Below are 25,401 nucleotides of genomic sequence, written 5' to 3' on the forward strand. Positions count from 1 at the left end.
GCATCACTGTACCGTGCCGCAGCGATCACTTTAGAACCGGACGGTTGCGTTGACACCATAGGTTCGGGGTTCGTTCGCGAGGATGCGGTTTGCCGTGCTCCCCAGAAAGGCGCCGTTGTTGAGGCCGAGCGCCGCGCCGAGCGGTTGATAGACCGCGAGCGGGCGGTAATGGGTGTTGGTGAGGTTGCTGCCGAAGATCGCGAGCGACCAGCGGTCGTCGGGGCCGCTCAACGTCAGCCGCGCGCCGAGCAAAGCATAGCCGTCGGCGATCGATTGCGGATTGGCGTCGTTGACCGTGCCGACATATTGGTCGGATACAAAGGAGACATTGGCGTTCGCCGCCCATGTCCATCCGCTCGACCCGACATCGCCGTTCCAGTCGACTGCGACATTGCCCGACCAGGGGGGCGAGAAGCTGTTCGGCTTGCCGGTCAGGTCCTGCGTCCCGCCGATACCGGGCAGGCCCGAGGCGCCCGCGAAATCGGTGAATTCGGAGTCGAGATAGGCGAGCGAGCCCGAGAGCGAGAAGCGGTCGCTGGGCGCGAGCCTCAGGTCGAGCTCGAAGCCCTGCTGGCGCAAATTGCCGGCGTTGCGGACGACGAAGCTGACCCCGTCGAAGGCGCGGTCCTGAAATCCCGATATATCCATGCGAAAGAAGGTGATGTTCGCAGTGAGCGCGCGGTCGAGCCAGCTTGTCTTGGCGCCGAACTCGTAATTCTTGACCGTCTCGCGGTCGAAGACGCGCCGCGTCGAGATCAGATTGCCCTGCGGGTCGAAGGTCGACAGCGACGGTATGCCGCCGCCCGAATTATAGCCGCCCGATTTATAGCCCGTCGAATGGGTGGCAAAGAGCATCACGTCGTCGGCCGGCTTGTAGTTGAGGCTGACGCGATAGGTGAAGCGGCCTTCCGAAAGACCGGGATAGTCGAGCACCTCGGGCGCGCGGATCGTCTGGGTGAAGGGGCTCGATAGCTGCGAATAGCTGCCGCGTTTGCGGTCGTTGGTCCAGCGGCCGCCGAGGGTGAGCGTGAGCGCGTCCGAAAGATAGATATTGCCCTGCGCATAGGCGGCGATGCTGCGGACCTTCTGATACACGTCCTGATCGGTCGCGGCGACGCCGCCGGTGCTGGCGAAATAGGCGGCGCATGCGGTGCGTCCCGGCCCCGCGGGGACGAGGACGTTGCAGAACTGCGTGTCCATGTTGAGCTGCTCGCCGAGCGCAAATTTCTCCTCGAAATAATAGACGCCCGCGACCATGTCGAAATGGCCGCCCAGCCATTCGCGTTCGGGTGAGATGAATTGCAGTTCGTGGTTCTGGCTGCCCGAATCGAACAGGTTGCGCCGCGTCGCGAGCGGGACGGGCAGGAAGATGATGTCGCCGTCGAGCTGGTCGTTCGTCCATTTGCGATAGCTGTTGACGAGGCGCAGCGTCGATCCGCCGCCGATTTCGAGCGATGCCGTGCTCGACACGCCCCAATTCTTGTCGAGCAAGCCCGAGGCGACCGACTGGTTCATCACCCGGTCGTTGAGGTTGGTGTCGGGGCCGCCGCTGAACGCCGCGCGGAGGAAGGCGAGCCGCGCCGGGGCGACCGAGGCGGGATCGAAGTCGAAGTTGACGACGCCGTCGCCGTCGAGCCGCGTATAATCGCCGCGCACGATCCATTCGAGGTTGCCGAACTCGGCCTTCACCGTGCCGCGCACCGCGACATCGTCCGACCCGCCATAGGTCTTGCCGTCGTAGACGTTCTTCCACGGCCCGTCATACCATTGCCCCATCGCCGCGACGCGCGCCGAGACATTCTCGCCGAGGGGGACGTTGATGTGGCCCGACAGCTTGTAGCGGTCGAACGAGCCGGCTTCGGCCGACACCGCACCCGAAAATTCATCCTCGGGCAGCGCGCTGCGGATCGACAGGGCGCCGACGCTGGCGTTGCGCCCGAACAAGGTGCCTTGCGGGCCGCGCAGCACCTCGACCCCGTCGATATCGAGGAAGGCGCCGAGGATCGAGCCCGAGCGCGGGACATAGACGCCGTCGACGAACACCGCGACGCTCGGTTCGATCAGCGTGTTGGCGAGGCTGCCGACGCCGCGGATGCCGATGCGCGTCGAGCCGGTGTTCGACGAACGCACCGTCTGGAAATTGGTCGCGACGCGGCCGAGGTCCATCACGGTGAGGATGTTCGCGCTCTCCATCGTCTCGCCGCTGACCGCCGCGATCGAGATCGGCACATCCTGGATATTCTCGGCGCGCTTCTGCGCGGTGACGACGATCGCGTCGCCCATGTCGGGCGCGGAGTCGGCGGGTTTCGCCTCCTGCGCGGCGGCAGGCATGGCCGCGAGTGCGACAGCGAAGGCGGCAAGACTCGTGCAGGCAATCCTCTTCATATTTCCCTCCCAGGATGATCATTGGTGATCTTTGATCGAAGGCTATCGGCGCTCGGGCGGCGATATTTCACATTTCGTGACAGGTTTTTTGCAATGCGCGTCACATGGGCACGAGCGCGAGCCAACCGAGCACCATCGCGGCGAGCAGCGCCGTCTCGCCGATCATCAGTGCGACGGGCTTCCAGCCGACCTGCACCAGATCGCCCAGCCGGGTCTTCATGCCGATCGCGGCGATCGCGGTGACGAGGCACCAGTGGGACAGCCTGCTTCCGGTTTCGGTCACCGCTGTGGGCAGGGGGATCAGGCTGTTGAGCGCGACCAGCGCGACGAAGGCGACGACGAACCAGGGCAACAACGGCGGGCGTTCGGTTCCCGCTGCGCCGGCTTCGCGGCGGCTGATCTGCCCGGCAACGAGGATGACGGGCAGCAGCATCGCGACGCGGAGCAGCTTGACGATCGTCGCGGTGTCACCGGCATCGGGCGAGATTGCGTAACCGGCACCGACGACCTGCGCGACGTCGTGGATCGTCGCACCGATGAAGACGCCGGCGGCATGATCGTCGAGCCCGAGCGCACGCGTGATCAGCGGGTAGAGGACCATCGCGGACGTCGACAGCGCCGACACGCCGATCACGGTGAACAGCGTTGCCTGTTCCTTCTTCGGGTTCGGCGGCAATGCGGCGGACAGCGCCATCGCCGCCGACGCGCCGCAGATTGCGGTCGCGCCGCCCGACAGGAAACCGAACAGCGGGTTGAACCCCATCGCGCGCGCCGCGAGGGTCGAGATCAGGATCGTCGCGCCGACAAGCGTCACGACCATCGCCACCGGCCCCCAGCCGAGCGCGGACACCTGATCCCAGCCGATGCGGAAGCCCAGCAGCGCGACGCCGAGCCGCATCAGCCCCTTGGCGGCGAAATCGATCCCCTCCCGGCCGCGCGGCGCCTCGGTCACGAAGTTGAGCGCCATGCCGAGCAGCAGCGCATAGAGCATGACCGGCGCGTCATAATGTTCCGAGAGGAAGGTCGCGGTCGCGGCGACGACGAGCGCGACGGCAAGGCCCGGCGCCGGGGCAGCGGCGCGCGCAGCGAATGATGGCATGATGCTGGTTCCTAGGGTTGGGAGGCGACCGTATCGAGGTCGGTGAGATAGCTGCGCCGCGCGGCGAGGAAGAGCAGCGCGGCGATGATGGCCGCGATCGGCAGGAAGCGCAGCGCGTCGAGCAGGCCGATCGTGTCGGCGATCCGTCCGGTCAGGATCGGCCCCGGCGCGAGTCCGAGCAGATTATGCGCGAGCGTCAGCGTTGCGAAGGCCGAACCGTGGAGCGCGGCGGGGGTGAGGTTCGCGACCATCGCGCCCGCGGGCCCGGTCGTCCCGGCGACGAAGAACATCGCGATGCCGAGCAGGACAAGCTGGGGCAGTCCCGGCGGCAGCATCAGCGCGAGACTGAGTGCGATCGCGCTACCGAAGCCATAGCCCGAGGCAAGCAGGATTTTGCGGTCGGGCCGGCCCTGCGCGGCGCGGTCGCTCGCCATGCCGCACAGCACCATGCCGCAGCCGCAGATGAGCAGGAACAGCGCGGCCATGCGTCCGGCCGCATCGACGGGCATCGCATAATAGCGGTTGAAATAGCTTGGAAGCCACGCGGGGAGCGCCCCCGCAGCGAAGAGCTGAACGCCGCTTGCGCAATAAGCGAGGCGCACGCTGCGGTTGGCGAAGAGCGCGCGGAGCGAGGTGCGCGGCGCGGGCTCCGATGTATCGGCGGTGCGCGCGGTCGATCCGGCGATCTCGGCGATCCGCTTTTCGCGGACGACCAACGGATAGGCGACGGCGAGCAACAGTCCGCCGAGCCCGATCACGGCAAAGGCGGCGCGCCAGCCGTGGCTCGCGGCAATCTCCCCGCCGATTGCGACGCCGAGCACCTGCCCGAACAGCCCGCCCGCCATGAAGGCGGCCGAGAGGGTCGCGCGGAGGCGCTGCGGGAAGACGCTGATCACGACCGCGATGCCGACGCTGCCATAGGCGGCCTCGCCGACCCCGACCATGATCCGTCCGACGAGCATCTGATGATAGCTCGCGGCGACCGCGCAGAAGAGGGTGGCGAGGCTCCACAGCGCGGCCATCAACGCGAGGCTGCGCACGCGGCCCCAACGGTCGGCGGCGAGCGAGAGCGGGAAGGTCAGCAACCCGACCATCAGCGCGACCACGCCCGACAGGAGCCCGAGTTCGGCGTCGCTCAACGCCCATTCGGCCTTGAGCAGCGGGAAGACCGCGTTCAGCACCTGCCGCGCCATATAGTCGGAGATGAGGAGCCCGAAGCTCAGCGCGAAGACGATCCAGCCATAGAGCGTCGTGTCGCGCGGTCCGCCGGCCGCGATGCCGCCGTTCGCCGTGGGTGCCATTACCGCCATGCCCGTCTCCAATCCGTTGTCGGGAAGCCGGTGGGCGCGATCATGTCAATCCTGCGCCGCGCCGGGCATCGCCAGCCCGCGCGCCTTCATTTCTTCGACCAGCATCGGCGCGCCGAGCGCCACCGAGTGCAATCCGAGTACCGCGACCGCTTCGAGCACCGCCATCACTTCCTCGGGCGTCGCGCCCTTGTCGAGCGCGGCGGCGATGTGGCGGCGTGTGCCCGGTGCATACATGTGTGTGCAGGAGGCATCGACCGCAATCGCCAGAAATTCATAGATCTTCGGATCGAGGACCCCGCGCCGCAGCGGCAATGTGCCTGCAGCGAGGAAGGTTTCGAGCCATTCGGGATCGAGCGCCGCCATCTCCTCCCACGCGGGGTTCCACTGGCCGCCCGCGCGCATCGCGTCGCTGACCGGGGTAGCGCTCATTGCGCGGCACTCCGCGCGTGATCGTCGAGCCGAGCGAGCAGTCCGAACAGCTCGGGCCACGGGCCATAGCCCGCGGCCGGATTGAGATGCCCGACCTCGCCGGCGTCGTGCAACGCTGCGCCCCACGCATCCGCGAAGCTCGTGACCCGATCGAACGCCGCGAGCGGGTCGTTGCGGCTCGCGACGACGAGCGCCGGGAAGGGTAGGGCCTTGCGCGGGATCGGCAGCCAGCCGCCTTCCTTGAGCGCGCCCGGCTCGGGATAGCCCGCGGGCAGCGGATTTTCGATGTCGGCGGGGGCGACGAGCAGCGCCGCGCGGATCGTCCGCGTCGGGGCGAGCGCCCAATGCACCGTCGTCAGGCACCCCGCGCTATGCGCGACGATCGCCACCTCGCCGGTTATGGCGCGGAGCGCGGCGTCGAGCGCCGCGACTTGCCCCGCGCGGCTGAGCCGGTCGGCGGCGAGCGGTTCGACCGTCACCGCGCCGGGGATCGCCCGTGCGGCATGGGTCTGCCAATGATCCTCGACATGATCCCGAAGCCCGGGAACGAAGAGGATCGTCGTCTCGCCGCCGAAAGCCATCGCCGCGCTCCCGCCTCAGGCCGCGTAGCGCAGCGGCAGCGCGCGCTGGCCGGGCTGGCGGTTGGGTGCCATGCCGAGCTTGGCGAGCGTTTCCTCGACCGAATTATATTGCACGCCGATCTTGTAGATCTCGCGCGCTTCCTTGCCGGTCGCGATCTCGCGGCCGAGTTCCTTCGCGATGCGGACGATCTGCTCGATCCCCTGCACCGAAGTCATCTTGTTGCCGTGCTGGTCGTAAAGCGTGTCCTCGATGCCGCAACGCACATGCTGGCCGAGGCACATCGCCATGACATTGACCGGCAGGACATGACGCATCAGCGTTTCGAGCGTGACGGTCGAGCCGTCGGGCGCGCGGCGGATGAATTCCATGAAGTTGTTCGGATTGGGGCCGTCGAAGCCGCCGCCAATGCCGACCCAGGTCAGGTTGAGCGGCCCCTTGTAGAGCCCGCGGCGTACCAGCCGCTCGACCGTTTCCATGTCGGGCATGCAGGTCAGCTGGAAATGCGGCTGGATGCCCGCGGCGGTCAGCCGGCGCAGATGCTCCTCGACCCATTGCGGTCCCGCGGGAACGACCATCTCGCGATAGGCCTGATACAGCGCGGGATTGGCGAGCGAGGTCTGGCCATATTCCTCCTCGGTCATCAGATCCATGATGTTCATCTGGGTTGTGTTGACCGCGATCGTCACCTGATCGGGCGCGGGCTTCAGGTCGGCGAGCATGTGACGGACCTCGTCGGACAGCCACTTCGCCTCGGCCCCGTCCTCGTCGCTTTCAGGGGCGAAGGAGATCGAGCCGCCGACCTGGATGATCATGTCGGGCACGCGCTCGCGCACCCCGGCGATCAGCTCGTTGAATTTCGACAGGCGCTTGCACCCCGAGCCATCCTCTTCGCGGACATGGAGGTGGAGAACGGTGGCGCCGGCGTTGTAGCAATCGACCGCCTTCTGGATATGCTCTTCCATCGTGAGCGGAATATCCTCGGGGAAATCGTCGGGGTGCCATTCGGGCCCATAGGGCGCGACGGTGATGACCAATTTGTCCTGCGTTTCGGGAAGCAGGCTGTCGTCGAGAAATTGCATCGTCTCTCTCCTTTTCGTTATCAGTAGGGGCGGTCGCCGACGATGCCCGCGCGCTCCATGCGGCGGATCGTGGGCGGGTAGTCCATGACGGCGTAGTGCTGGGTCGAGCGGTTATCCCAGATTGCGACGCTGTTCGGCTGCCAGCGCCAGCGGACCTGATATTCGGGGATCGCGGCGCGGCCGATCAGCCAGGCGAGGAGCTGGCTCGCGCCCGGCGCATAATCCTGACCATAGCGGACGTTTTCGGCGGTGTGGAAATTGGTGAAGTGCGTTGTGAAGCCGTTGACGAACAGGATTTTCTCGCCGGTTTCGGGATGCGTGCGGACGACCGGATGCTCGGCATCGGGGAAGCGTGCTTTCAGCGCGTGGCGCTGATCCTCGCTCATCCGCGCGCCGAAGCTCGCCTCGATCGAATGGCGTGCCTTCAGGGGCGCGATGGTCGCCTTCACAGGATCGGGCAGGTCGGTATAGGCTTTCGCCATATTCGCCCACATCGTGTCGCCGCCGACTGGCGGGCAGGCGACGCAGCGCAGCACGGCGCCCATTGGCGGCGCGTCGCGCCAGGTCGCGTCGCAATGCCAGCTGTTTTCGTAATAATCTGGCGGCGACGTCTCGTCCTTGTAGATCTGCACCAGCCCCGGATGGTCGGGGTCGCTGCCGACCACCGGATGATCCTCGAGCGCGCCGAAGCGGCGCGCGAAAGCGACATGATCCGCGCGGCCGATGTCCTGATCGCGCAGGAACAAGACCTTGTGTTCGAGCAGCGCGGCGCGGATTTCGCCGAACAGATCGTCGCTGCGTGCCGCTTGGGCGAGGTCGATGCCGCGGACTTCGGCGCCGATATGCGTGGTGAGCTTTTCGATCTTCATCGTCCCTCTCCCTCAGAGCACGAAGATGGATGATCCTATCGTCTGGCCGGCTTCGAGTTCGCGATGCGCGGCGACGCAGTCGTCAAGGGCATAGCGCTGGCCGATTTCGACCTTGACGCGGCCCGCGGCCAGATGGCCGAACCACAGGTCCGACAGTTCGGCGCGCTCGGCGGGGTCGGCATAATAGTCGGCGAAGCCGGGGCGGGTGAAATAGACCGACCCCTGCATCAGAAGCTGGAAGGCGTCGACCGGCGGGAAGGGCCCAGACGCGGTGCCGCAGGCGACGAACACGCCGCGGCGCTTCAGCGATTTGAGCGAGCCTTCGAACGTGTCTTTGCCGACGCTGTCGAACACCGTCGTCACGCCCTCGCCATCGGTCAATTCCTTGACCCGCGCGGCAACATCCTCGCGGCGATAGAAGATGATCTCGTCGCAGCCGAGCGAGAGCGCCTTTTCGGCTTTCGCCTCGTTCGACACGGTGCCGATGACGCGCAGCCCCATCAGCTTGGCGAGCTGCACCGCGAGCAGCCCGACCCCGCCCGCCGCGGCGTGGAGCAGGATCGTGTCGCCGGCCTTCATCCGCGGATTGGTCTTCGCGAGCCAATAGGTCGCCGACAGGCCGCGCATCGTCGACGCCGCGGCATCTTCGAGCGAAATGGCGTCGGGCAGCTTGAACAGCGGCGCGGCGGGCATGACGCGCGCCTCGCTATAGGCGCCGAGCGGGCTGCCGTTATAGGCGACGCGGTCGCCGGGCGCGAAACCGGTGACGCCTTCGCCGACGGCCTCGATCACGCCCGCGCCCTCGACGCCGATCCCGGCCGGAAGCGGTGCCGGATAATAGCCCGAGCGGAAATAGGTGTCGGCAAAATTGCAGCCGACCGCAACATGGCGGATGCGGACCTCGCCCGGACCGGGTTCGCCGACCGCGACATCCTCGATCCGGAGCACTTCCGGTCCACCGGCTTCATAAAAACGAACGGCTTTGGCCATCTCTCGCTCTCCCATTACGATGGGGGTAGAGCAGCGCCCGCTTGCACTTTTCACATTTCGTGACATAATTTTGGCATTAGACGCCAACGGGCGCGATCAGAGGAGAGAAGCGTGGCCGAACTCGTCCGCGTTGCGGCGCTGACCGGCTATTTTCCGGCGATGCGGGGGCTGGGGGCCGACCCGCGGCCTTTGCTGCGCGAATGCGGGCTGTCGCCCGAACTGTTCGCGAATCCCGAACAATTGATCTCGGCGCGAGCGACCATGCGCCTTCTGGAACGCAGCGCCGAGGTTACCGGCTGCGAGACATTGGGCCTTCGCATGGCCGGGGAGCGTGCGCTCGCCAATCTTGGTGTCGCCAGCCTGTTGATCGCGCACCAGCCGACGCTCCGCCTGGCGCTTCAGGCGATCACCGAATTTCGCAACCAGATCAACTCGACGCTCGTCCTGCATGTCGAGCCTTTCGGCGAGGAGGTCGTGCTACGCGAAGATTTTGCGCTGAGCAGCCCCGAGCCGCATCGCCAGTCATCCGATCTCGCGCTGGGCGTTCTCGTGCGCCTCTGCGCGAGCGTGCTGGGCGACAATTGGTCGCCGCTCTCGGTGTGCTTCTCGCGCGGCAAGCCGCGGGCGTCAGAAATGCAGGTCTATCGGCGGCTGTTCCATTGCGATGTTACGTTCGATTGCGAGTTCAACGGCCTTGTCATCGCCGCAGCCGATCTCGACCGGCCTGCGGCGCGCGCCGATTCCGCACTTGCCGGTCATGCCCGCGAGCTGATCTCGTCGGTGATGAACCCCGCGATGCGCACGGCTGCACAGGAGGTTGAGCAGTTGATCATGCTCTTGCTGCCTTCGGGGCGCGCCACAGTCCAATATTGTGCCGAATCGATGGGAACCACAGTGCGCACGCTGCAACGGATGCTCGACGCCGACGGGACGAGCTTCAGCGATCTTCTCAACCGGGCGCGAATGCAACTTTCCGCGCAATATCTCGCCAATCCGCGCACGCGAATCACCGATGTTGCCGAGATGCTCGGCTATGGATCGATCGGGGCCTATACCCGCTGGCATGGCCAGATATTCGGCGTGTCGCCGCGCCAATGGCGTCTTTCGGCGATCCAAAGGCAGCCCATATCGTCCGCTCCTGGTAACTAGGCGCCGGGATTCATTGCCGAGTGCAATGAGTCTAGCGTCCGGGGTTCCTGTCAGTGCGCAAGTTCGAGGATCTGCCCTTCCGACATCAGTCTTGCGCGAAGCTTGTCATAGTCGACATCCTGCACGGCGATCTGTTCGTCGATCGCGATCGATGATGCTGCGGCCGCGGACTGGCCGAGGATCATGAACACCGGCTCCATTCGGATCGAGCCATAGGCGATATGCGACGCCGACAGCGCGACCGGCACCAGCAGGTTCGCGGCTTCGCGCTTTTTCGGCACGATCGCGTCGTAGCTGATCGGATAGGCGCGACCGGGGCTGATCTCGATATTGCCCTCGTTGCGCGCGAAGCCGCGCGCGTCGACGATCCGCTGCACATTATGCGAATCCATGTTGTACGAGCCCATGCCGATGGGCCGCGGCGTCGGTTTGGTGCCGCGCAAATGCGGTTCGGCCATCACGAAGTCGGAGACCATGCGGCGCGCCTCACGCACATACATTTCGCGCGGCCAGTGGCCGGTGCCGGTAAACTCGTCCTTGCAGAGGCCCCATTTCGACATTTCCGCGCGGGTCTCGGCGGGCACGGCGGGGTCGTTCGCCATGAACCACAGCAGCCCCTGCTGATAGATCGTGTGCTCGCGCACGATCGCGGCGCGATCGGCATCGCTGCCTTCGGGATAACCATAGTTCATGCCGATATTGTCGAACGAGAAGGCGCCGAAATTGTTCGTGTCGGTCTTGCCGTTGGGGATGCGGTCGAACTTGCGGAAATAGTCGCGATAGCCGGCGTCCATGTAACGCTGGAGCAATATGTACTGGCTCGCGTCATAGCCTGCGGGCTTGGGGAAGGGCACGCGGTTCGCGGGCACGTCGGTCAGGCACATGCGATAGGTATAGGCCTGGATCTTGCGGTCGGCGGTGCCGTCGCGCGCCGGGCGCTCGGCGCTGATCCGCGGCACCAGCCCGCTCGAGGGATCGCCGGGCACGCGATACGGGTCGATGTCGAGCGTGAACTGGTGGTTGGTGGTGTTCGCGAGCTGGACGCCGTTGAGTGTCTCGCCATAGGTCGCGTTGCTCTCACGCCCGACGGTAAAGCTGATGCCCGCGCCGGCCATCAGGTCGCCCTCATAGGTCGCGTCGATGAAGATCTTTCCCTCGAAACGCTGCCCCGACTTCGAGCGGAAGGCGGTGACGCGATTGCCGTCCATCTCGACGCCGCGCTTCGACCGGTCGAGTGGCTGATTGCGCACGATGGTGACGCCCGCCTGCTTTGCCCAATCCTCGAAGATGCGCTCGGCGACCTTCGGTTCGAACTGCCACATCGCATCGCCGTCGACGAAGTTCTCGGCCCGGGCCGGGCGCGGGGCGTGGGCCCAGACCGACGGGTCGTCATAATATTGCTTCACCTTGCGGTAGAATTCGAGCGACAGGCCGCCGATCGCGCGATGGTTGCCGGTGTCGGACCAGCCGAGGCCGTTGGTCGACATGCCGCCGAGATAGTCTTCGCGGCACACCAGCAGCACCGACCGGCCGAGGCGCCGCGCCTCGATCGCGGCGACAACCCCGCCCGAGGTGCAGCCATAGATGACGATATCGGCGCGTGGATGCGGCTGAGCGGCCGCGGGTGAGGGAAGGGCCGCCATCGGCAGAAGCCAGGCGGACAGGGTGGCGAGGGCGCGTAAGCGCTTGCGGTTCATGGTGATCCTCATGCTCAGAAGCTGGCGGCCACGCCGAAGAAGATCCGGCGATCCTCCTGCGCGCTGAACGTCAGGCGATCGGGTTCGCCCAGATACTGGCGGTCGATCGCCTTGGTCAGATTGATGCCCTCGAAAGTCAGGCGCAGATTGGGCGTCAGGTTGATCTGCGCCGATGCGTCGAGCTGACCGCGGGCGGAGATATAGGTGTTGCCGCCGCTGGCCGCGCCGCCGACCGAGTTCAGATATTTGCTGCGATAGGTATAGGCCGCGCGCACCGAGAAGATGTCGTCCTCATAATAGCCGATCAGCGTGTAACTGTCGCGCGACAGGCCGGGGAGCGGAAGCCGCGCGCCGGTGATCGAATCGACCAGCGGCGTCGAGCTGTCGACATAGGTGTAGTTCGCCTGGATGCCGAGATTGTCGAACGGTGCGGGCAGGAAACGGAAGGCTTGCTGATAGGCGAGCTCGAAGCCCTTGATGTCGCCATCCTCGCCATTTTGCGGCTGCGATATGTCGAACAGCCCGAACCGCTCGGAAAAACCGGGAATGAACTCGCGGGTCACGGTGTTCACGGTGAAGGAATCGACCTTCTTGTAAAAGACCGCGCCGGTAAGCGAACTCGAAGGCGCGAAATACCATTCGAGCGTGGCGTCATATTGCGTCGCCTCGAACGGCCGGAGATTGGGATTGCCGCGCGAGCCGGTCATGCTGACGGTGTTGGGCACGAAGCTGGCGCTGACCTGATTGAGGCCCGGCCGCGCAACGACCTCCGCCCCGGCCAGGCGCAGCGTCAGATCGTCGTTGAAGTCGATCGACAGATTCGCGCTGGGCAGCCAATAGCTGAAATCGGCCTTGACCATGGTCGTGGCGGTCGGCGACAGAAATCCCTTTGTCGCGCGCGCCGTGCTGACATAGCGCACGCCGGCGTTGCCCGAATAATGCAGGCCGCCGATATCGCCTTCGAAATTGCCCTTCACATAAGCGCCGAGCGTATCCTGCTTGACGTCCTTGATCGAGGTCGGACCGACGGTGATCGTCGTGTCGTTGGGATCGGGCCTTGCAAGGCCCAGCCCATCGCGGGCCGCCCATTTGTCGAGCGTGCCCCCGAGGAGGTCGCGGGGAAAGGCGCCGTCGGCGCCGGGGAAGAAGGTGCCGTAATCCTTGCCGTAGTTGAGCCCGGGTAGCTCGTCGACGGTCAGGATGCCGTCGCCGTTCGTATCGCCGGCCGCGAGCAGGCTGGCCGCGACAGGCAGGTTCTGCGGATCGGCGGCGAGCAGCTTTACGCGCTCGTAGCGCACCCCGGTCTCTACCGAGGACAGGATGCCCCATTCGGTCTGATACTCCCAGTCCAGCCGCCCGTCATAGCCGCTGTTCTCGGTCACCGCGTCATAGTCGAAGATCGACAGCAGCCGATATTGCGACGGGTCGTTCGGGTTGAAATTGGCGTCGATCGACAGATCCGGCACCGGATTGCCGGCCCTGAAATCATAGCTCGCGTTCGCGGTGTTGCCCGTGCGCGGCACGACCACATAAGTGAACGACGCACCCGGGCCGCCGTCGCTGCCCTTGCCATGGGCATAGGACATGTCGAAGCTCACCCGCGCGCGGTCGCTCTCCCATTTCACCGATCCGCCGAGCAGGGTCGATTTGAGGTCGGTCGGCTCGTCATAGATCAGCGGCCGGACGGTCACGCCGGTGAAGGTGCCGGCGACGACCGTGTTGCTGTCGTTCACGATCGCATCGGTGTCGTTGTTGTTGAACAACACCTGGTAATTGACGCTGTTCCGCTGGCGCTTGAGGTGGTTGAAGGTCGCGTCGAGGATGATTTCGAGCGTGTCGGTCGGGCGCCACTGCGCGGTGCCGTTCACCGTCAGCCGTTGTTCGGCGCGGTCGAAGATGCGCGCCATGAAGCGGTTCGGGCGGTACAGGCCCGGATCGTCCACGCCGTCGCCATCGCCGTCGATCGCGCCGGTCTGTGTCCAGCCGCCGGCATCGAACGAATGGCCCTGCGTCTTCGTGTCCGAATAGGCGATGCTGGCGAGTAGGCCGAAACGCTCGCCGAAACTCTTCGAAACCATCGCCGAGCCGCGATAGCCGACATGGTCGGCCTGATCGGCATAGGCGCCCTGGAGGCGTCCGGCGGCGACGAAGTCCTTGAGGTCGAGCGGACGCTTGGTCTTGAGGTTCACCGTCGCGCCGAGCGCACCCTCGGGCATGTCGGCGGTGGGCGACTTGATGACGAGGATCGAGGAAATGATCTCGGGGCTCACCGATTCCAGCGCCGCGTTGCCGCCATTGCCCGGCCCGATATAGTTGCGGCCGTTGATCTCGAGCCGGTTCTGCGAAATCCCGCGCACGGTGAAGTTCGATCCGTCGCCCTCGCGCCGGCTGATCTGGACGCCCGTCACGCGGCTCATCGCTTCGGCCACATTCTGGTCGGGCATCTTGCCGATGTCCTGCGCGGTGATGACGTCGACGATCGACTGTGCTTCGCGCTTGGCGTTGATCGACTCCTGAAGCGACGCGCGGATGCCGGTGACGACGATGTCCTCGCCGGCTTGCGTGTCGGTCGCAGGGCCGGAGGCTTGTTGTGCGGGAGTCTCCGCCAGGCTTGCCTGCGTGACCGCCGCGCGGCGCTTCAGCACGAACGCGTTGCCGACCTTGACCGGGACCAAGTCGGTGCCGGACAGAAGCAGCCGCAGCGCCGCGGCAACTTCCATCGATCCCTTGACGCGATTGACCCGCAAGCCTTCGGTAATGGCCCCGGGCGCGAGGATCTGGATGCCGGCCTGATGCGCGAACATCGGGATGCCGGTCTGCGCGGCCTGCGCGGGAACGTCGAAACGGCGGACTTGTGCGGCCGCCTCGGCGGGCAAAGCCACGCCGCATATGATTGCGGCGGCGGTCCCCAGCAGATGAATGCGCGCGTGCGTCAATTCGATCCTCCCCTTTTCATCGGGCGCCCTATTGCCGGTGCGCTCTCGATACCAAGAGTCCGCGCCGGCGGGTTTCCGTCAGGGTAGCGGGTTCTTTTTTCGCGCCAGCCGGATCTCGCCGGGGGTGGTCGTGACGGCGACATCGAGCGAAGCGCTCAACGTCGCAGCGAAATCGGCGGGGCGGTCGATCTGGAAAAGCCCCACCAGCCGTGCGCTCGCCAGATCCGGGTCCGCGATCACCAACTGCTGGCGATTGTAGCGGTTGAACTGTTCGACGGCGCTGCCGAGCGTCTCGTTTTCCAGCGCGATCTCGCCGCTGCGCCACGCCAGCGATCGCTCGATCGCTGCGGGCTCGGTCGCGATTTCGGGCGCCGCCGTGCCGGGCCGGAAGGTGGCAAATTGCCCCGCCTCCAGGATCGTCATCGTCCCGCCGCTGTCGGTCGCCCAGGCGGCGACCCTGCCTTCGGTGACGGCGACGCGCACGCCGCTCTCCGTGCGGCGCACCGAGAAGGCGGTGCCGACCGCGCGCACCTGCGCGATGCCGGCATCGACGACGAAGGGGCGCTTGCGATCCTTGGCGACCTGAAACCAGGCCTGTCCCTCTTGCAGCGCGATGCGACGGCTGTCGTCCGCCATCGCGACGCGCAAACTGCTGCTGGTGTCGATCGTGGCGACCGAGCCGTCGGCGAGCGGCAGCCGCCTGATCTCGCCGCGCGCGGTCGTCACGCGCTCGACCATCAGGTGCGGCCAGGCGACGATCCCGGCAATCCCCGCCGCCATCGCGCCGGCGGCGCCCGCGAGCAGCCACCGCCGCGTCGGGGCGGTGGCGGAGGGAAGGGGGCGCGCAACATCGATAGGCGCGCGCTCTGCCACCGTGCCTCCTGCCACCGCACGGTCGATCGCACTCAACCCCGCCTGCGCGCGGAGCAGCGCACCGGCGTGGCGGCGATCCTGTGCCAGCCACGCCTCGAGCTCGGCGCGTCCGGCCGCATCGAGCGGGTGACGCAGCGCCCAGGCGGCGGCCTCTTCAGCGTGATCGCGCATGCGCAACGCCTCCGTCCGACAATCTTCCCTGTTCGGGCTCCGGCTCGGTGATCAGCTTCAGGATCGCGCGCAGGCTGCGGCTCGCGTCATTCTCGACCACCGCCTCGCTCACGTCCATCGCCGCCGCAATTTCCTTCTGGGTCAGCCCTTCGACCCGGCGCATGAGGAAAATCCGCCGGGCGCGCTCGGGCAGAGTTGCGAGCGCCGCCTGTACGCGCTCGAGTTCCTGACGCGCGGCGGCGAACCGTTCGGGCGAGAGCTGGTCGCTTTCCGATTCGGCTTCGAAGGTTTCCGCCAGCGCTTCGATCCGGACAACGCGTGCGTGCTTGCGCTGCCGCTGCGCCAGGTTGCGGGCCATGGTGAACAGATAGGCGCGCGGCGTCGTGACGTGCGCGACGTCATCGAGCTGGGCCAGGCGGCAATAACATTCCTGCACGATGTCCTCCACGTCGGCCGCGGCGACGAGCCGTCGCTGCAGCCATAGCCGCAGGTCGCGTTCGTGCGGCAGGATCTCGCGTCCCACCCACTCGGCTAGCGCCTCGCGTTCCGTCGTTCCACTCCTCTCAACCTCTAAGAGGCCCGACCGCGATGTTTCCGTCAACCGAGATGCTGAATCAGGTTGTTTAATTCCGCTCGATCCGCCTCCGCTGCGACGCCCGAAGGCCGTCGCTCGCCGTTTCCGCCGATCGCCGGTTAAATATCAGCAGGTTAGGTGAGCTGACAGATGTCGAGGACATTCATGTCGTCATAGTCCTGATTCTCGCCCGCCATGACCCAGATGAACGCATAGGCGCTGGTGCCTGCGCCCATGTGGATCGACCAGGGCGGGGAGATCACCGCCTCGCCGTCCGCCATGACGATATGACGTGTGGCGTCGCCCTGACCCATGAAGTGCATCACCCGGCCTTGCGTGGGATCGTCGAGATCGAAGTAGAAATAAATCTCGCTCCGGCGTTCGTGGACGTGCGGCGGCATCGTGTTCCACACGCTTCCGGGCTTGAGGATGGTGAGGCCCATCGCGAGCTGTGCGCTGTCGCATACGCCCGGGATGACGAGCTGGTGGATCGTCCGGTCGTTCGCCTCTGCCAGACTGCCGCGCTCAAGTATCTTGGCGCCGGCGAGCGGCAGTTTTCGTGTGTCGAAGGCGCGGTGGGCGGGGGATGAGGCGAGATAGAAACGCGCGCCGTCGCCGGAAAAGCTGACGTCTTTCGCGCCCATCGTGACGTATAAGCTGTCCTTCGAGCCTAGCGCGAACGGCTCGCCATCGACGGTGACCGTCCCCGCGGCGCGGCCGACATTGACGATGCCGAGTTCGCGCCGCTCGAGGAACGGGTGGCCGGCAGCGGAGGCGGGCTCCGATTGATCGGGCAGGCGGACGCTCCCGCTCTGGACCAGCACCCCGCCGATCACCAGCCGGTCGGCATGGGTGTAATTGAGCACGCATTGGTTCGGGCGAAACAGATTCTGAATGAGATAGCGATCGCGCAATTCGTCATTGGACACGCCCGCCATCATGTCGGGATGGGTGGCGTAATAGGTTCGATCGAACATGGCTGCTCCGAAGAAGGACCGGGCCGGGCCAGTATGTTGGCGGCACCGTTTCGCATCAAAAGGCCACGTGCAGTCGCCATCGAAGCGATGACGACTGCACGGGCAGGGGAGGTTCTTATTTCCCTTTCAGGAATACCGGCGGCGTGTAGGCGCCGTTCGTGGCGACGTCCCACACCTCGATCCGCGCCCATTTCCGGCTGCTGAGGTTGACGCGCTTTTCGATCGTGCGCGTGCCGAACGGCGCGGCGCCGGTCAGGTCGATGCGATCGCGATAGACTTTTTTGCCGTCGCCGCTGACGACCTCGGCGTAGGCGAGGGGGAAGGTCCATTCGATCTTCGCCCGCACCACGGCATCGCGCCCGAATGCGGCTTCTTCGCCGCTCTTCGCGCCGTCGATCGTGAATTCGGGGATCAGAACTTCGCCGGTGGTGGTGAAGAAGCGCCCGCCGCGCAGCGCGTCGAGCACGCCCTGCCAGCCGTCGGAATAGCGCGGCAGCGGCCCGTCGAGCCGCAGATAGTTGATGTTCATGTGCGCATAGAGTTCGCTCTCGTCCGAGAGCTGGAACACGTCGACCTCGCCGGGGGCGAATTTGCGCTCGGACGGTTTCGCCGCCCAGTTGTTCATATCGTCGAGCGTGTCGAGCACGCGCGTGCCGAGACGCGGCAGCGAATAGTCCGACGGCATATTCTTCCACGCGCCGCCGAGAAAGCGGTCGCTCTTGAAGAAGGGCGTGTCCTTGTGTTTGTCGGGGAAGCCGTACGAACCCTTGATCCGCGGGTGCGCGGTCCACATCAGGCCGTTCTCGTCCTGCATCAGCTTCAAGACATCCTCCGGCGAGCCGACATGATAGATTTTGCCGAGCTTCGGATCATTCTCGACGAAGGGCTGCCCCTCCTTGCGGTCGAGCGTCCAATAGACCGGCTTGGGGAAGAAGCTGATCCAGTGCCCGCCGAGCTGGACGTTGGGCTCCTCGCCCGGGAGCAGCAGCAGCTTGTCATCCGACAGGCGTTCGGTTTCGGCATGCATCGTCTTGAGCAAGGTCAGCCGGTCGCCGGCGCGATCGAGCGCCTCGCGCCCGAGGTGAAGCTCGGCGAGATGGACGATCTCGACGTTCATGTCCTTGAAACGCTTGACGAAGGGCGGGGACTCGAGCCCGTCGGGCACACCCGTCGATTGCTGGAAGCGAGCGGTGTTCAGGAAGGCTTCGGTGTGCTCGACATGATAATGGCTGGTGAAGGTGCGGTGCCCGTCGAGCGCCTTGAAACGATCGCCGCGGGTATAGGCGAGCGCGGCCTTGGTGACGCTGGCCGCATCGCCCGCGTCGGGTAGCAGGAAGACGCCCATGTCTTGCGTCGTGCCCGGGGGCGCGTTGACCCATGGCACATAGCGCCGGTCGCCCTCGAGCGTCTGGCGCACGCCGAAGCTCGTGCGGCCGGCAAGGTTGCGATAGTCGTTGCCGTACCAGGCCGAATTGTCGTTGTTGGCGTAATCGAGCGGGTAATAAAATTGGTGCGGCGGCGGAACCACGCCCAGCGATCCGCCCGCGGTGCCCTCGGCGATGATCATGCGGGCGCGCACCTTGGGCGAGACCGCGGGTTTGCGCGATGCATCGCCTTCCTTGCGTACCATCGCATCTTTGGTGTCGGTGAAGGCGATCGAGCGCCAGGGCAGCGCCGCCGATGTCGCGACGCTGAGCCCGGCGTCGAAGGTGTAGGCGGCGGCGGGGCGCTCAGTCGACATCACCATCGCCGCACGCACCAGCCGCGAACCCGGATAGATGGTGAATTGATAGGTGCCCGAGAAAGGCCCGGCCGCCGCGCCGCCGACGATCACCTTGGTATAGCCGCCCTCCGCGCGCACGCTGATGTCGCTGCGCGCGAGTGTCAGCGGGAAGCTTTCGAACGGCCGCGTCCGCGGATTGTCGAAGAAGACCGTCCAGCCCTCCTTGAGGTCGCGCGTGCCGACGGTAACGACGCCGGCGGGATCGATCCCGCCGAGCACCGTCTTGCCCGCGATCGAGACCGCCTCGATCAGCGGCTTGCCGGGATCGAGCGACAGGACGAACTGCGCGCGCTCGCCCTCAGCCGAGGGCCAGTCGATCGTCACCGAGCCCTGCGTCCGCGCAACGCGCACGTCGCCGGGCAGCGCCTTGTTAGGCGCGCTTAGAGCCGTCGCCGGTGCCTGCGCCGCGCCCGCCAAGCCGACAGCTGTTAGCGCGGTTGCCAGCGCCAGCGCGGTGAAAATCCGTTTCCTGTTCAAACCATCCTCCTGTTTTTCGTCGTTCGCGGTGTCGTCATCGGGTCAGAAGTTGAAGCGGACGCCGAGCGAGTATGTCGTGTCGTCGTTGCGCACCTCGCGGACGAAATCCTCGCGCGATTCGAAGTTGCGCGTCTTCTGGCCGGTGATGTTCGTACCGGCGAGGCTGACCGTGATATTCGGGGTCACATCGTAATTCAGGCCGAAATCGAGCCGCCCGGCGGCGCGAATGCCGTTGAGTCCGACGGGGATCGAAACCGGCCGCAGTGAGAGGCCGTTGGTGATGTCGCCGTCGAAATATCTGGAGCGGTAGGTGTAGATCATCCGCGCCGAGATGCCGTATTTCTCGTAAATCAGGCCGATGTTGTAATTATATTTGGAGACGCCGAGCAGCGGCAGGCCCTGAAGCCGGTCGCCGGGCGTCGTCACCTCGCTGTCGATGACGGTGAAGTTCCCGATCACGCCCGCGCCGTCGAGACCTTCGGGAAGGAAGTCGAGGAACAGCTGGCCGCCTACTTCGACACCCTTGATCTTGGCCGACCCCAGGTTGCGCGGGGTCGAGATCACATATTGCAGGCCGTCGATCGTTCGCACCTCGGTCCCGTTGATGATGCGGTCGGTGATGTCGCGATAGAAGCCGACGACCGAGACATAATTGCTGCGGCCGAAATAATATTCGAGCGACGCATCGAAGCTGTCGGCCTTTTGCGGCCGGAGGTCGGGGTTGCCGCCCGAGCCGGAGTTCTGGATCGTGCTGACATACGAAACGACATAGCTGAGGCCGGGATTGAGTTGGCCGAAGCTGGGCCGCGATAGCGTCTTCGAATAGTTGAACCGCGCCTGGAGGCCGTCGCCGAACTGAATGCGCGCGCTGGCATTGGGCAGGAGATCGGTGTCGCTGGTCGAGCGCTGGACCAGCACGACGCGCGATGTGCTCGTTGCCGGATCGGTCACGCGGCCCGAACCCGCAATGTTCCGGTCGGTGCGGGTCAGGCGCGCGCCCACCATGCCGTCGACCGAGATCGCATCGGTCAGCGAGAATTCATACCCCGCCTGCAGGAAGCCGGCATAGCTTTTCTCCTGCGCATCATAGTCGCGCGTCGGGTCGAAGGCCGGGGTGTCGGGCGAGATGCGGTACAGCGTCCTGAGCTGCCGCTTGATCGATTCCTGCGTCAGATATCGGGGGTCGATCTGCAGGAAGGATGCGCCGCCGTTCATCTGCGGGACCCCGGGGGCCTGCGAGAGAATATCGGAGGGGAGGCCGGCGCTTGCCAGCGGGGTCACGAACGAACCGCCCGGGGCCGGCGGGCCGCCGAGATATTGCTCGAACCCGGCTTTGCGCCGCGCGACGCGAACGCCGGCCTGAACATAGTCGAGGAACCCGTCAAAGTCGTATTTGGCGTCGCTCATCACCGACCACAATGTGCCGCGGCTGCGGTTGATATCTTCGGTCATGCCGTTGGCGAAGGCGAGGCCGGCCGGGTCGTTCATCGGGTTGCCGGGCATCGTTGCGCTGACTTCGTGATTGTCATCCCTGACCTGCACCAGCTCGGCGATGCGCTTGCCGATATCGACGCGAAAGCTGTTGTTTCTGTTGGTCGAGGATTCATAGGAGATGTCGGTGTTCCAGCTGAGCGCGCCGATTTCCTTGTTGAAGCCGGTGGCGATCACATAGATGTCGGTGCGCGCCTTGTTGGCGACGGTCGCGGTGTAATATTCGAGGTTGCGTGCGGTATATCCGGTGGCGTTGCACAGCTGGCGGATCGTGCCGGTGCCTGTCGGATTGGTCGGGCTGCGTACATTGCCCGAATAATAGCCGTCGGGGCCGACCGCGAAATCCTCGCATGTATCGCCCGCGGTCGCCTCGAACGACGTGCCGGTGAATGCGCGGAAGGTCGGGCGCGCCTGATAGACGTTGCCGCGATAGCCTGCGAACAGGCCCTCGACATAGATTTTGGTGTCGGTATCGGGCGCCCATTCGAGTGAGAAATTGCCCTGCGGGCGCTCATATTTGCCAAATTCGATCGCGGCCGCGAAGCCGGTCGGCGAATGCAGGTTCTGCGGCGAGCCGGCGGGGCCGGCGCTGGTCGCGCGCGTCCAGTCGTTCCACGCGACCGGCCGGGCATATTTGTTGCGCTGATAGGAGACGCTGGCCATCGCCGCAATCTCGCCTTCACCCGCGTCCCAGCGGTTGGCGACGAGCAGGCTCACCGCCGGATTGAGCGTGTTCTTCGAACCCGCTTCCTGCAGATAGGTCGCGCGCGCGCTGCCCGCGATCGTCAGTTCCTTGAAATCGAGCGCGCGGCGCAGGCGCATATTGACGCCGCCCGCCACGCCGCCTTCGAGCCGCTCGGCCGAATTGGACTTGTAGACATCGACCCCCGCCAGCGCTTCGGCTGGCAGATCCTGGAATGAGAAGCCGCGGCCGACGCCGGTGAAAATCTCGCGTCCGTTGAGCGTGGTAATGATGTCATCGAGGCCGCGGATGCGCGCGCCGACGATCTCGTTGTTGCCGCCGACGACGACCTGCACGCCGGGAACGCGCTGGAGCGCCGACGCCGTGGTCATGTCGGGAAGCTTGCCGATATCCTCGGCGACGATCGAATCGACCACGGCGGTCGACTCGCGCTTGATTTCGGCGGCGCGGGCAAGGCTCTGGCGGATGCCGGTGACGACGATGGCGTCCCCGTCCTGTGCATCATTTGCCGCCGGATCTACGGCCTCCTGATTTGCGGATGGTGTGGCGGCCGGCGCGGTCTGCGCCTTTGCCATATGAGCGCCGCTGGCGAGCGCGATCAACGCCACGGAAGCGCGAAGACTGATCTTCAATGGAACTCTCCCTGTAAGACATCATATAAGTTAAGCGGATTGATAATATAATTCTGTCGGACGCAATATGGTGCCTGAGTTGTCCTTCAGGTCATTGATGTTGGTGTGGTTCAGCCCGTCGGGCTGTGGGAAGACATGAAATCTTGCAGATCGCGGTGCCGTTTGAGGCTGCTGCTCATGTGGCTCCGCGCCGCCACCCGTGCGGCGTCGGGATCGCGGCGGATGATGGCGTCGAGGATCGCCTCATGCTCTTCGCTGATCACCGCCTTGTAACGCGCGCCGACATAGCTTTGCCCCTGGCGCAGATAGAGCGAGCGCGGCGGGACCAGGCGGACGCCCAGGAAATCGATCAGCTTGGCGTAATAGGTGTTCTTGCTGGCTCGCGCGATGACGTTGTGGAACTCGACATCGGCCTTGACCGAATCGTCGAGGCCGATCGCCGCCTCGCCAAGGATCTTGAGCTGCTGGCGCATGCTCATCACATCGACCTCGCTGCGCCGTTCGGCGGCCAGCGCGGCCATCTCGGTTTCGACGCTGAGCCGCAGCTCGAGCAACTGGATCACGTCGCTGAGATTTTCGACCTCTTCGCGCGTGATCTGAAATGCCTGATAGCGTGCGGTCTCGCTGACGAAGAGACCCTTTCCTTGGCGCGCCTCGACCAGTCCGGCGGCGGCGAGGCGGGCGACCGCTTCGCGGACCACCGTCCGGCTCACGCCCAGCACGTCGACGAATTCCGCCTCGGTGGGAAGTTGCGAGCCGGGCCAGTTTGCGCCGGACAGGATGCTTGCGCGGATATGTTCGCAGGCTGCGTCGACCAGCGACGGCCGCCGCTTGCGAAGCGCCAGCCGCTCGTCGTGCACAGCGTCGGTTCCGCCCTGCCTCACGCGCCCATTCTCCCGCCGCCAGCGCTTGATGCGCCATACCCGACTCACATTACCAGTTATAAGTTATATGACAACTTAAATAATTTCATTTCATTTTAGAAAGATGCTCGAGACGCGCAAGGCCAAGCGCGTGCGACTTTTCACCGAGTTCATATCCCGAAGGCTCGCTGCCTACGCTCCGCTTCTCGCGGGATTGTCCGTATCGTGCGACCGAGGCGGGGAGGTCACCCGCATATTAGCAGAGGGCAAGCACCTCCCAGTGGACATCGGATCGGTCGATCCTCGATAGACCGGGCATTATATCATCGGCGATGTCGCCGTGCGGGACGCGTCGCTCAGTTCCAGTCGCGCGCGAGGAAACGCGCCTTTGCGCCGCCGAGGACGCCGATGGCGCGATCGATGTTGCGTTGCCTTGCCGCGTCCGATTTCAGATTGGCGAGGTAGCGCAGAATTTCCTTCTTGAGACTCGGCGCGAGGCCGTCCCATCTGGCCTTGGCCCCGGCGTCTTCATCAAGGCGCGCCGCAAATTCGGGCAGCATGTCGTCTTGCGGGCCGCCGCGGTAGGCGGGATCGAAGGCAAGCGACACGTCGACCGTGTCGCCGACATCGGTGCCCGAGGCCTTGCGGACGACGCCGTCGAGATAGAGGTAAAAGCTCCCGTCGCCCGTCGGCATCATATTGATCCGCCAGGCGGGATCGGGCTGGCCGTTCACCTGGACGAGGACGGGTAGGGGCTTTTTCCAGCCGGCCTTGATCCGCCGCGCCCGTGCGGCGCTGACCATGACGTAGGGATTGATGCCATGGAGTTCGATCTTTGCGCTGAATTCCATGGGTGCTCGGTTAGTCGATCGTGCTCGCGAGTTCGCGGTTGAGCCAGAGTGCGACGAGCGTGCCGATCGCGCCCGAGAGCAGATAGCCGCCCGCGGCGATCAGCCCGAACTGGCTGGACAGCCAGAGCGCGACCATCGGCGCAAAGCCGGCGCCGAACAGCCACGCAAGGTCGGAGGTGAAGGCCGAACCGGTGTAACGGTGGCGCGGCTGGAAGTTCGACGAGAGCGCGCCCGACGACTGCCCGAACGACAGGCCAAGCAGCGCGAAGCCGAGGATCATAAAGGTCGCTTCGCCCGCCTGACCGGCGTCGAGCAACTGCGGCGCGAAGCCGCTGAACGCCGCGATCGCAGCGGCGGTGACCGCGAGCAGCGTGCGGCGGCCGACGCGGTCGGCGAGCATGCCCGAGGCGACAATCGAGCCGACGCCGACGACCGCGGCGATCGCCTCGATCATCAGGAAGCGGACCGGGCTTTCGTCGGTGAACAGGAACACCCACGACAGCGGATAGACGGTGACCATGTGGAACATCGCGAAGCTGGCGAGCGGCGCGAAGGTGCCGATGACGATCGTCTTCCATTCCGACCGCACCGTTTCGAGCAAGGGCGCGGGCTGGAGTGCGCGATTCTCGAACAATTCGGCATATTCGGGGGTCACGACGATGCGCAGCCGCGCGAACAGTGCGACGACGTTGATCGCGAAGGCGACGAAGAAGGGATAGCGCCAGCCCCACGCGAGGAAATCCTCGGCCGGGAGCGCCGCGATCAGGAACATGAAGAGCAGGCTGGCGACGATGAGGCCGAGCGGCGCGCCGAGCTGCGGGATCATCGCGTACCAGCCGCGCTTGTTCTCGGGCGCGTTGAGCGCGAGCAGCGAGGCGAGGCCGTCCCACGAACCGCCGAGCGCGACGCCCTGACCCATGCGGAACAGCGCGAGGAGCAGCGCGGCGCCGATGCCGGCCGTTTCATAGCCGGGGACAAAGGCGATTGCCGCGGTCGAGCCGCCGAGCAGGAACAGCGCGATGGTGAGCTTGGCGCCGCGACCATAGGCGCGGTCGATCGCGGTGAAGATGATCGTGCCGACCGGGCGCGCGACAAAGGCGAGCGCGAAGATCGCGAACGACCAGAGCGTGCCCGTCAGCGGGTCGAGGTGCGGGAAGACGAGTTTCGGGAACACCAGCACCGACGCGATGGCATAAACGAAGAAGTCGAAGAATTCGGAGGTGCGGCCGATGATGACGCCGATCGCGATCTCGGCCGGGTCGATGCGGTGGCCGTCTTCGTGGAGGGCGCGGGCGTCGCGTTCGACCTCGGTGGTGGGCACGGTATCGGCAGCCATGGTAACAATCCTTGAGCTGGCGCCGTTCGCAGGACAGGATGCGACGGCACGAGTCGGTCATAGGGCAAAATTACCCCGAATGAAAATGCCCCTGCGCGATCATGGACGGTCGCGGGATTGGACAAAATGTCCTATGTGCAGTGCA

The 25,401-nt window shown here is 65.4% G+C and carries 19 protein-coding genes; 1 reads left to right on the forward strand and 18 read right to left on the reverse strand.

The features are described from left to right. Positions 1–30: 30 nt before the first annotated feature. The 8 genes from FG91_RS02335 to FG91_RS02370 form a co-directional block, all read right to left on the reverse strand. Positions 31–2,385 carry a TonB-dependent receptor gene (locus FG91_RS02335; RefSeq protein WP_037511389.1) on the reverse strand — a complete coding sequence of 785 codons (2,355 nt, stop codon included), beginning with the start codon at positions 2,383–2,385 and terminating at the stop codon, positions 31–33. A 100-nt stretch (positions 2,386–2,485) separates the two neighbouring features. Beyond that, a complete protein-coding gene (locus FG91_RS02340; protein ID WP_037511392.1) occupies positions 2,486–3,484 on the reverse strand; it encodes a YeiH family protein in 999 nt (332 codons plus the stop codon). Between the two features lie 11 nt (positions 3,485–3,495). Then, positions 3,496–4,794, reverse strand: a complete 1,299-nt coding sequence (locus FG91_RS02345; protein ID WP_037511773.1) for an MFS transporter — start codon at positions 4,792–4,794, stop codon at positions 3,496–3,498. 45 nt (positions 4,795–4,839) lie between these two features. After that, on the reverse strand, positions 4,840–5,223 hold the full coding sequence (locus FG91_RS02350; protein WP_037511395.1) for a carboxymuconolactone decarboxylase family protein: 384 nt from the start codon (positions 5,221–5,223) through the stop codon (positions 4,840–4,842). Next, positions 5,220–5,804, reverse strand: coding sequence for an RBBP9/YdeN family alpha/beta hydrolase (locus FG91_RS02355; protein ID WP_037511398.1), 585 nt, complete (start codon positions 5,802–5,804; stop codon positions 5,220–5,222). Before FG91_RS02355 ends, FG91_RS02350 begins: the two co-directional genes overlap by 4 nt. 15 nt (positions 5,805–5,819) lie before the next feature. Then, complete coding sequence (locus tag FG91_RS02360; RefSeq protein WP_037511400.1) at positions 5,820–6,884, reverse strand: 3-keto-5-aminohexanoate cleavage protein; 1,065 nt, start codon at positions 6,882–6,884, stop codon at positions 5,820–5,822. A gap of 20 nt (positions 6,885–6,904) precedes the next feature. Next, complete coding sequence (locus FG91_RS02365) at positions 6,905–7,753, reverse strand: TauD/TfdA dioxygenase family protein (RefSeq protein ID WP_037511404.1); 849 nt, start codon at positions 7,751–7,753, stop codon at positions 6,905–6,907. Between the two features lie 12 nt (positions 7,754–7,765). Beyond that, positions 7,766–8,743 carry a quinone oxidoreductase family protein gene (locus FG91_RS02370; RefSeq protein ID WP_037511407.1) on the reverse strand — a complete coding sequence of 326 codons (978 nt, stop codon included), beginning with the start codon at positions 8,741–8,743 and terminating at the stop codon, positions 7,766–7,768. A gap of 111 nt (positions 8,744–8,854) precedes the next feature. On the opposite strand from FG91_RS02370, the gene FG91_RS02375 reads away from it, so the two are divergent. Continuing rightward, positions 8,855–9,892 carry an AraC family transcriptional regulator gene (locus tag FG91_RS02375; protein ID WP_037511410.1) on the forward strand — a complete coding sequence of 346 codons (1,038 nt, stop codon included), beginning with the start codon at positions 8,855–8,857 and terminating at the stop codon, positions 9,890–9,892. Between the two features lie 50 nt (positions 9,893–9,942). Here FG91_RS02375 and FG91_RS02380 read toward each other — a convergent pair whose 3' ends face one another. The 10 genes from FG91_RS02380 to FG91_RS02425 form a co-directional block, all read right to left on the reverse strand. Beyond that, positions 9,943–11,589, reverse strand: coding sequence for an FAD-dependent oxidoreductase (locus tag FG91_RS02380; protein ID WP_235211907.1), 1,647 nt, complete (start codon positions 11,587–11,589; stop codon positions 9,943–9,945). A gap of 14 nt (positions 11,590–11,603) precedes the next feature. After that, positions 11,604–14,471 (reverse strand): TonB-dependent receptor, encoded by a 2,868-nt coding sequence (locus FG91_RS02385; protein ID WP_235211908.1) that lies wholly within the window; start codon positions 14,469–14,471, stop codon positions 11,604–11,606. Between the two features lie 132 nt (positions 14,472–14,603). Next, positions 14,604–15,569: a FecR family protein gene (locus FG91_RS02390; protein WP_037511411.1), complete on the reverse strand. Its 966-nt coding sequence runs from the start codon at positions 15,567–15,569 to the stop codon at positions 14,604–14,606. Next, on the reverse strand, positions 15,553–16,092 hold the full coding sequence (locus tag FG91_RS02395; protein WP_037511414.1) for an RNA polymerase sigma factor: 540 nt from the start codon (positions 16,090–16,092) through the stop codon (positions 15,553–15,555). The genes FG91_RS02390 and FG91_RS02395 overlap by 17 nt, the downstream gene beginning before the upstream one ends. Positions 16,093–16,277: 185 nt before the next feature. Next, a complete protein-coding gene (gene kduI, locus FG91_RS02400; RefSeq protein WP_037511415.1) occupies positions 16,278–17,120 on the reverse strand; it encodes a 5-dehydro-4-deoxy-D-glucuronate isomerase in 843 nt (280 codons plus the stop codon). 115 nt (positions 17,121–17,235) lie between these two features. After that, the gene (locus FG91_RS02405) at positions 17,236–19,380 is read right to left on the reverse strand and encodes a hypothetical protein (RefSeq protein WP_152567969.1); all 2,145 of its coding nucleotides are present in this window, start codon (positions 19,378–19,380) and stop codon (positions 17,236–17,238) included. Between the two features lie 42 nt (positions 19,381–19,422). After that, positions 19,423–22,206 carry a TonB-dependent receptor gene (locus tag FG91_RS02410; RefSeq protein WP_037511417.1) on the reverse strand — a complete coding sequence of 928 codons (2,784 nt, stop codon included), beginning with the start codon at positions 22,204–22,206 and terminating at the stop codon, positions 19,423–19,425. A gap of 110 nt (positions 22,207–22,316) precedes the next feature. Next, positions 22,317–23,090: a FadR/GntR family transcriptional regulator gene (locus FG91_RS02415; RefSeq protein WP_235211909.1), complete on the reverse strand. Its 774-nt coding sequence runs from the start codon at positions 23,088–23,090 to the stop codon at positions 22,317–22,319. Positions 23,091–23,425: 335 nt separating this feature from the next. Further along, positions 23,426–23,920: a YdeI/OmpD-associated family protein gene (locus FG91_RS02420; protein WP_037511420.1), complete on the reverse strand. Its 495-nt coding sequence runs from the start codon at positions 23,918–23,920 to the stop codon at positions 23,426–23,428. Positions 23,921–23,930: 10 nt separating this feature from the next. After that, entirely contained in the window at positions 23,931–25,256 is a 1,326-nt protein-coding gene (locus FG91_RS02425; RefSeq protein ID WP_037511424.1) for an MFS transporter, read from the reverse strand. Positions 25,257–25,401 lie beyond the last annotated feature (145 nt).

This window comes from Sphingopyxis sp. LC81 (assembly GCF_000756375.1).
In the GTDB taxonomy this organism is placed as follows: Bacteria; Pseudomonadota; Alphaproteobacteria; order Sphingomonadales; family Sphingomonadaceae; genus Sphingopyxis.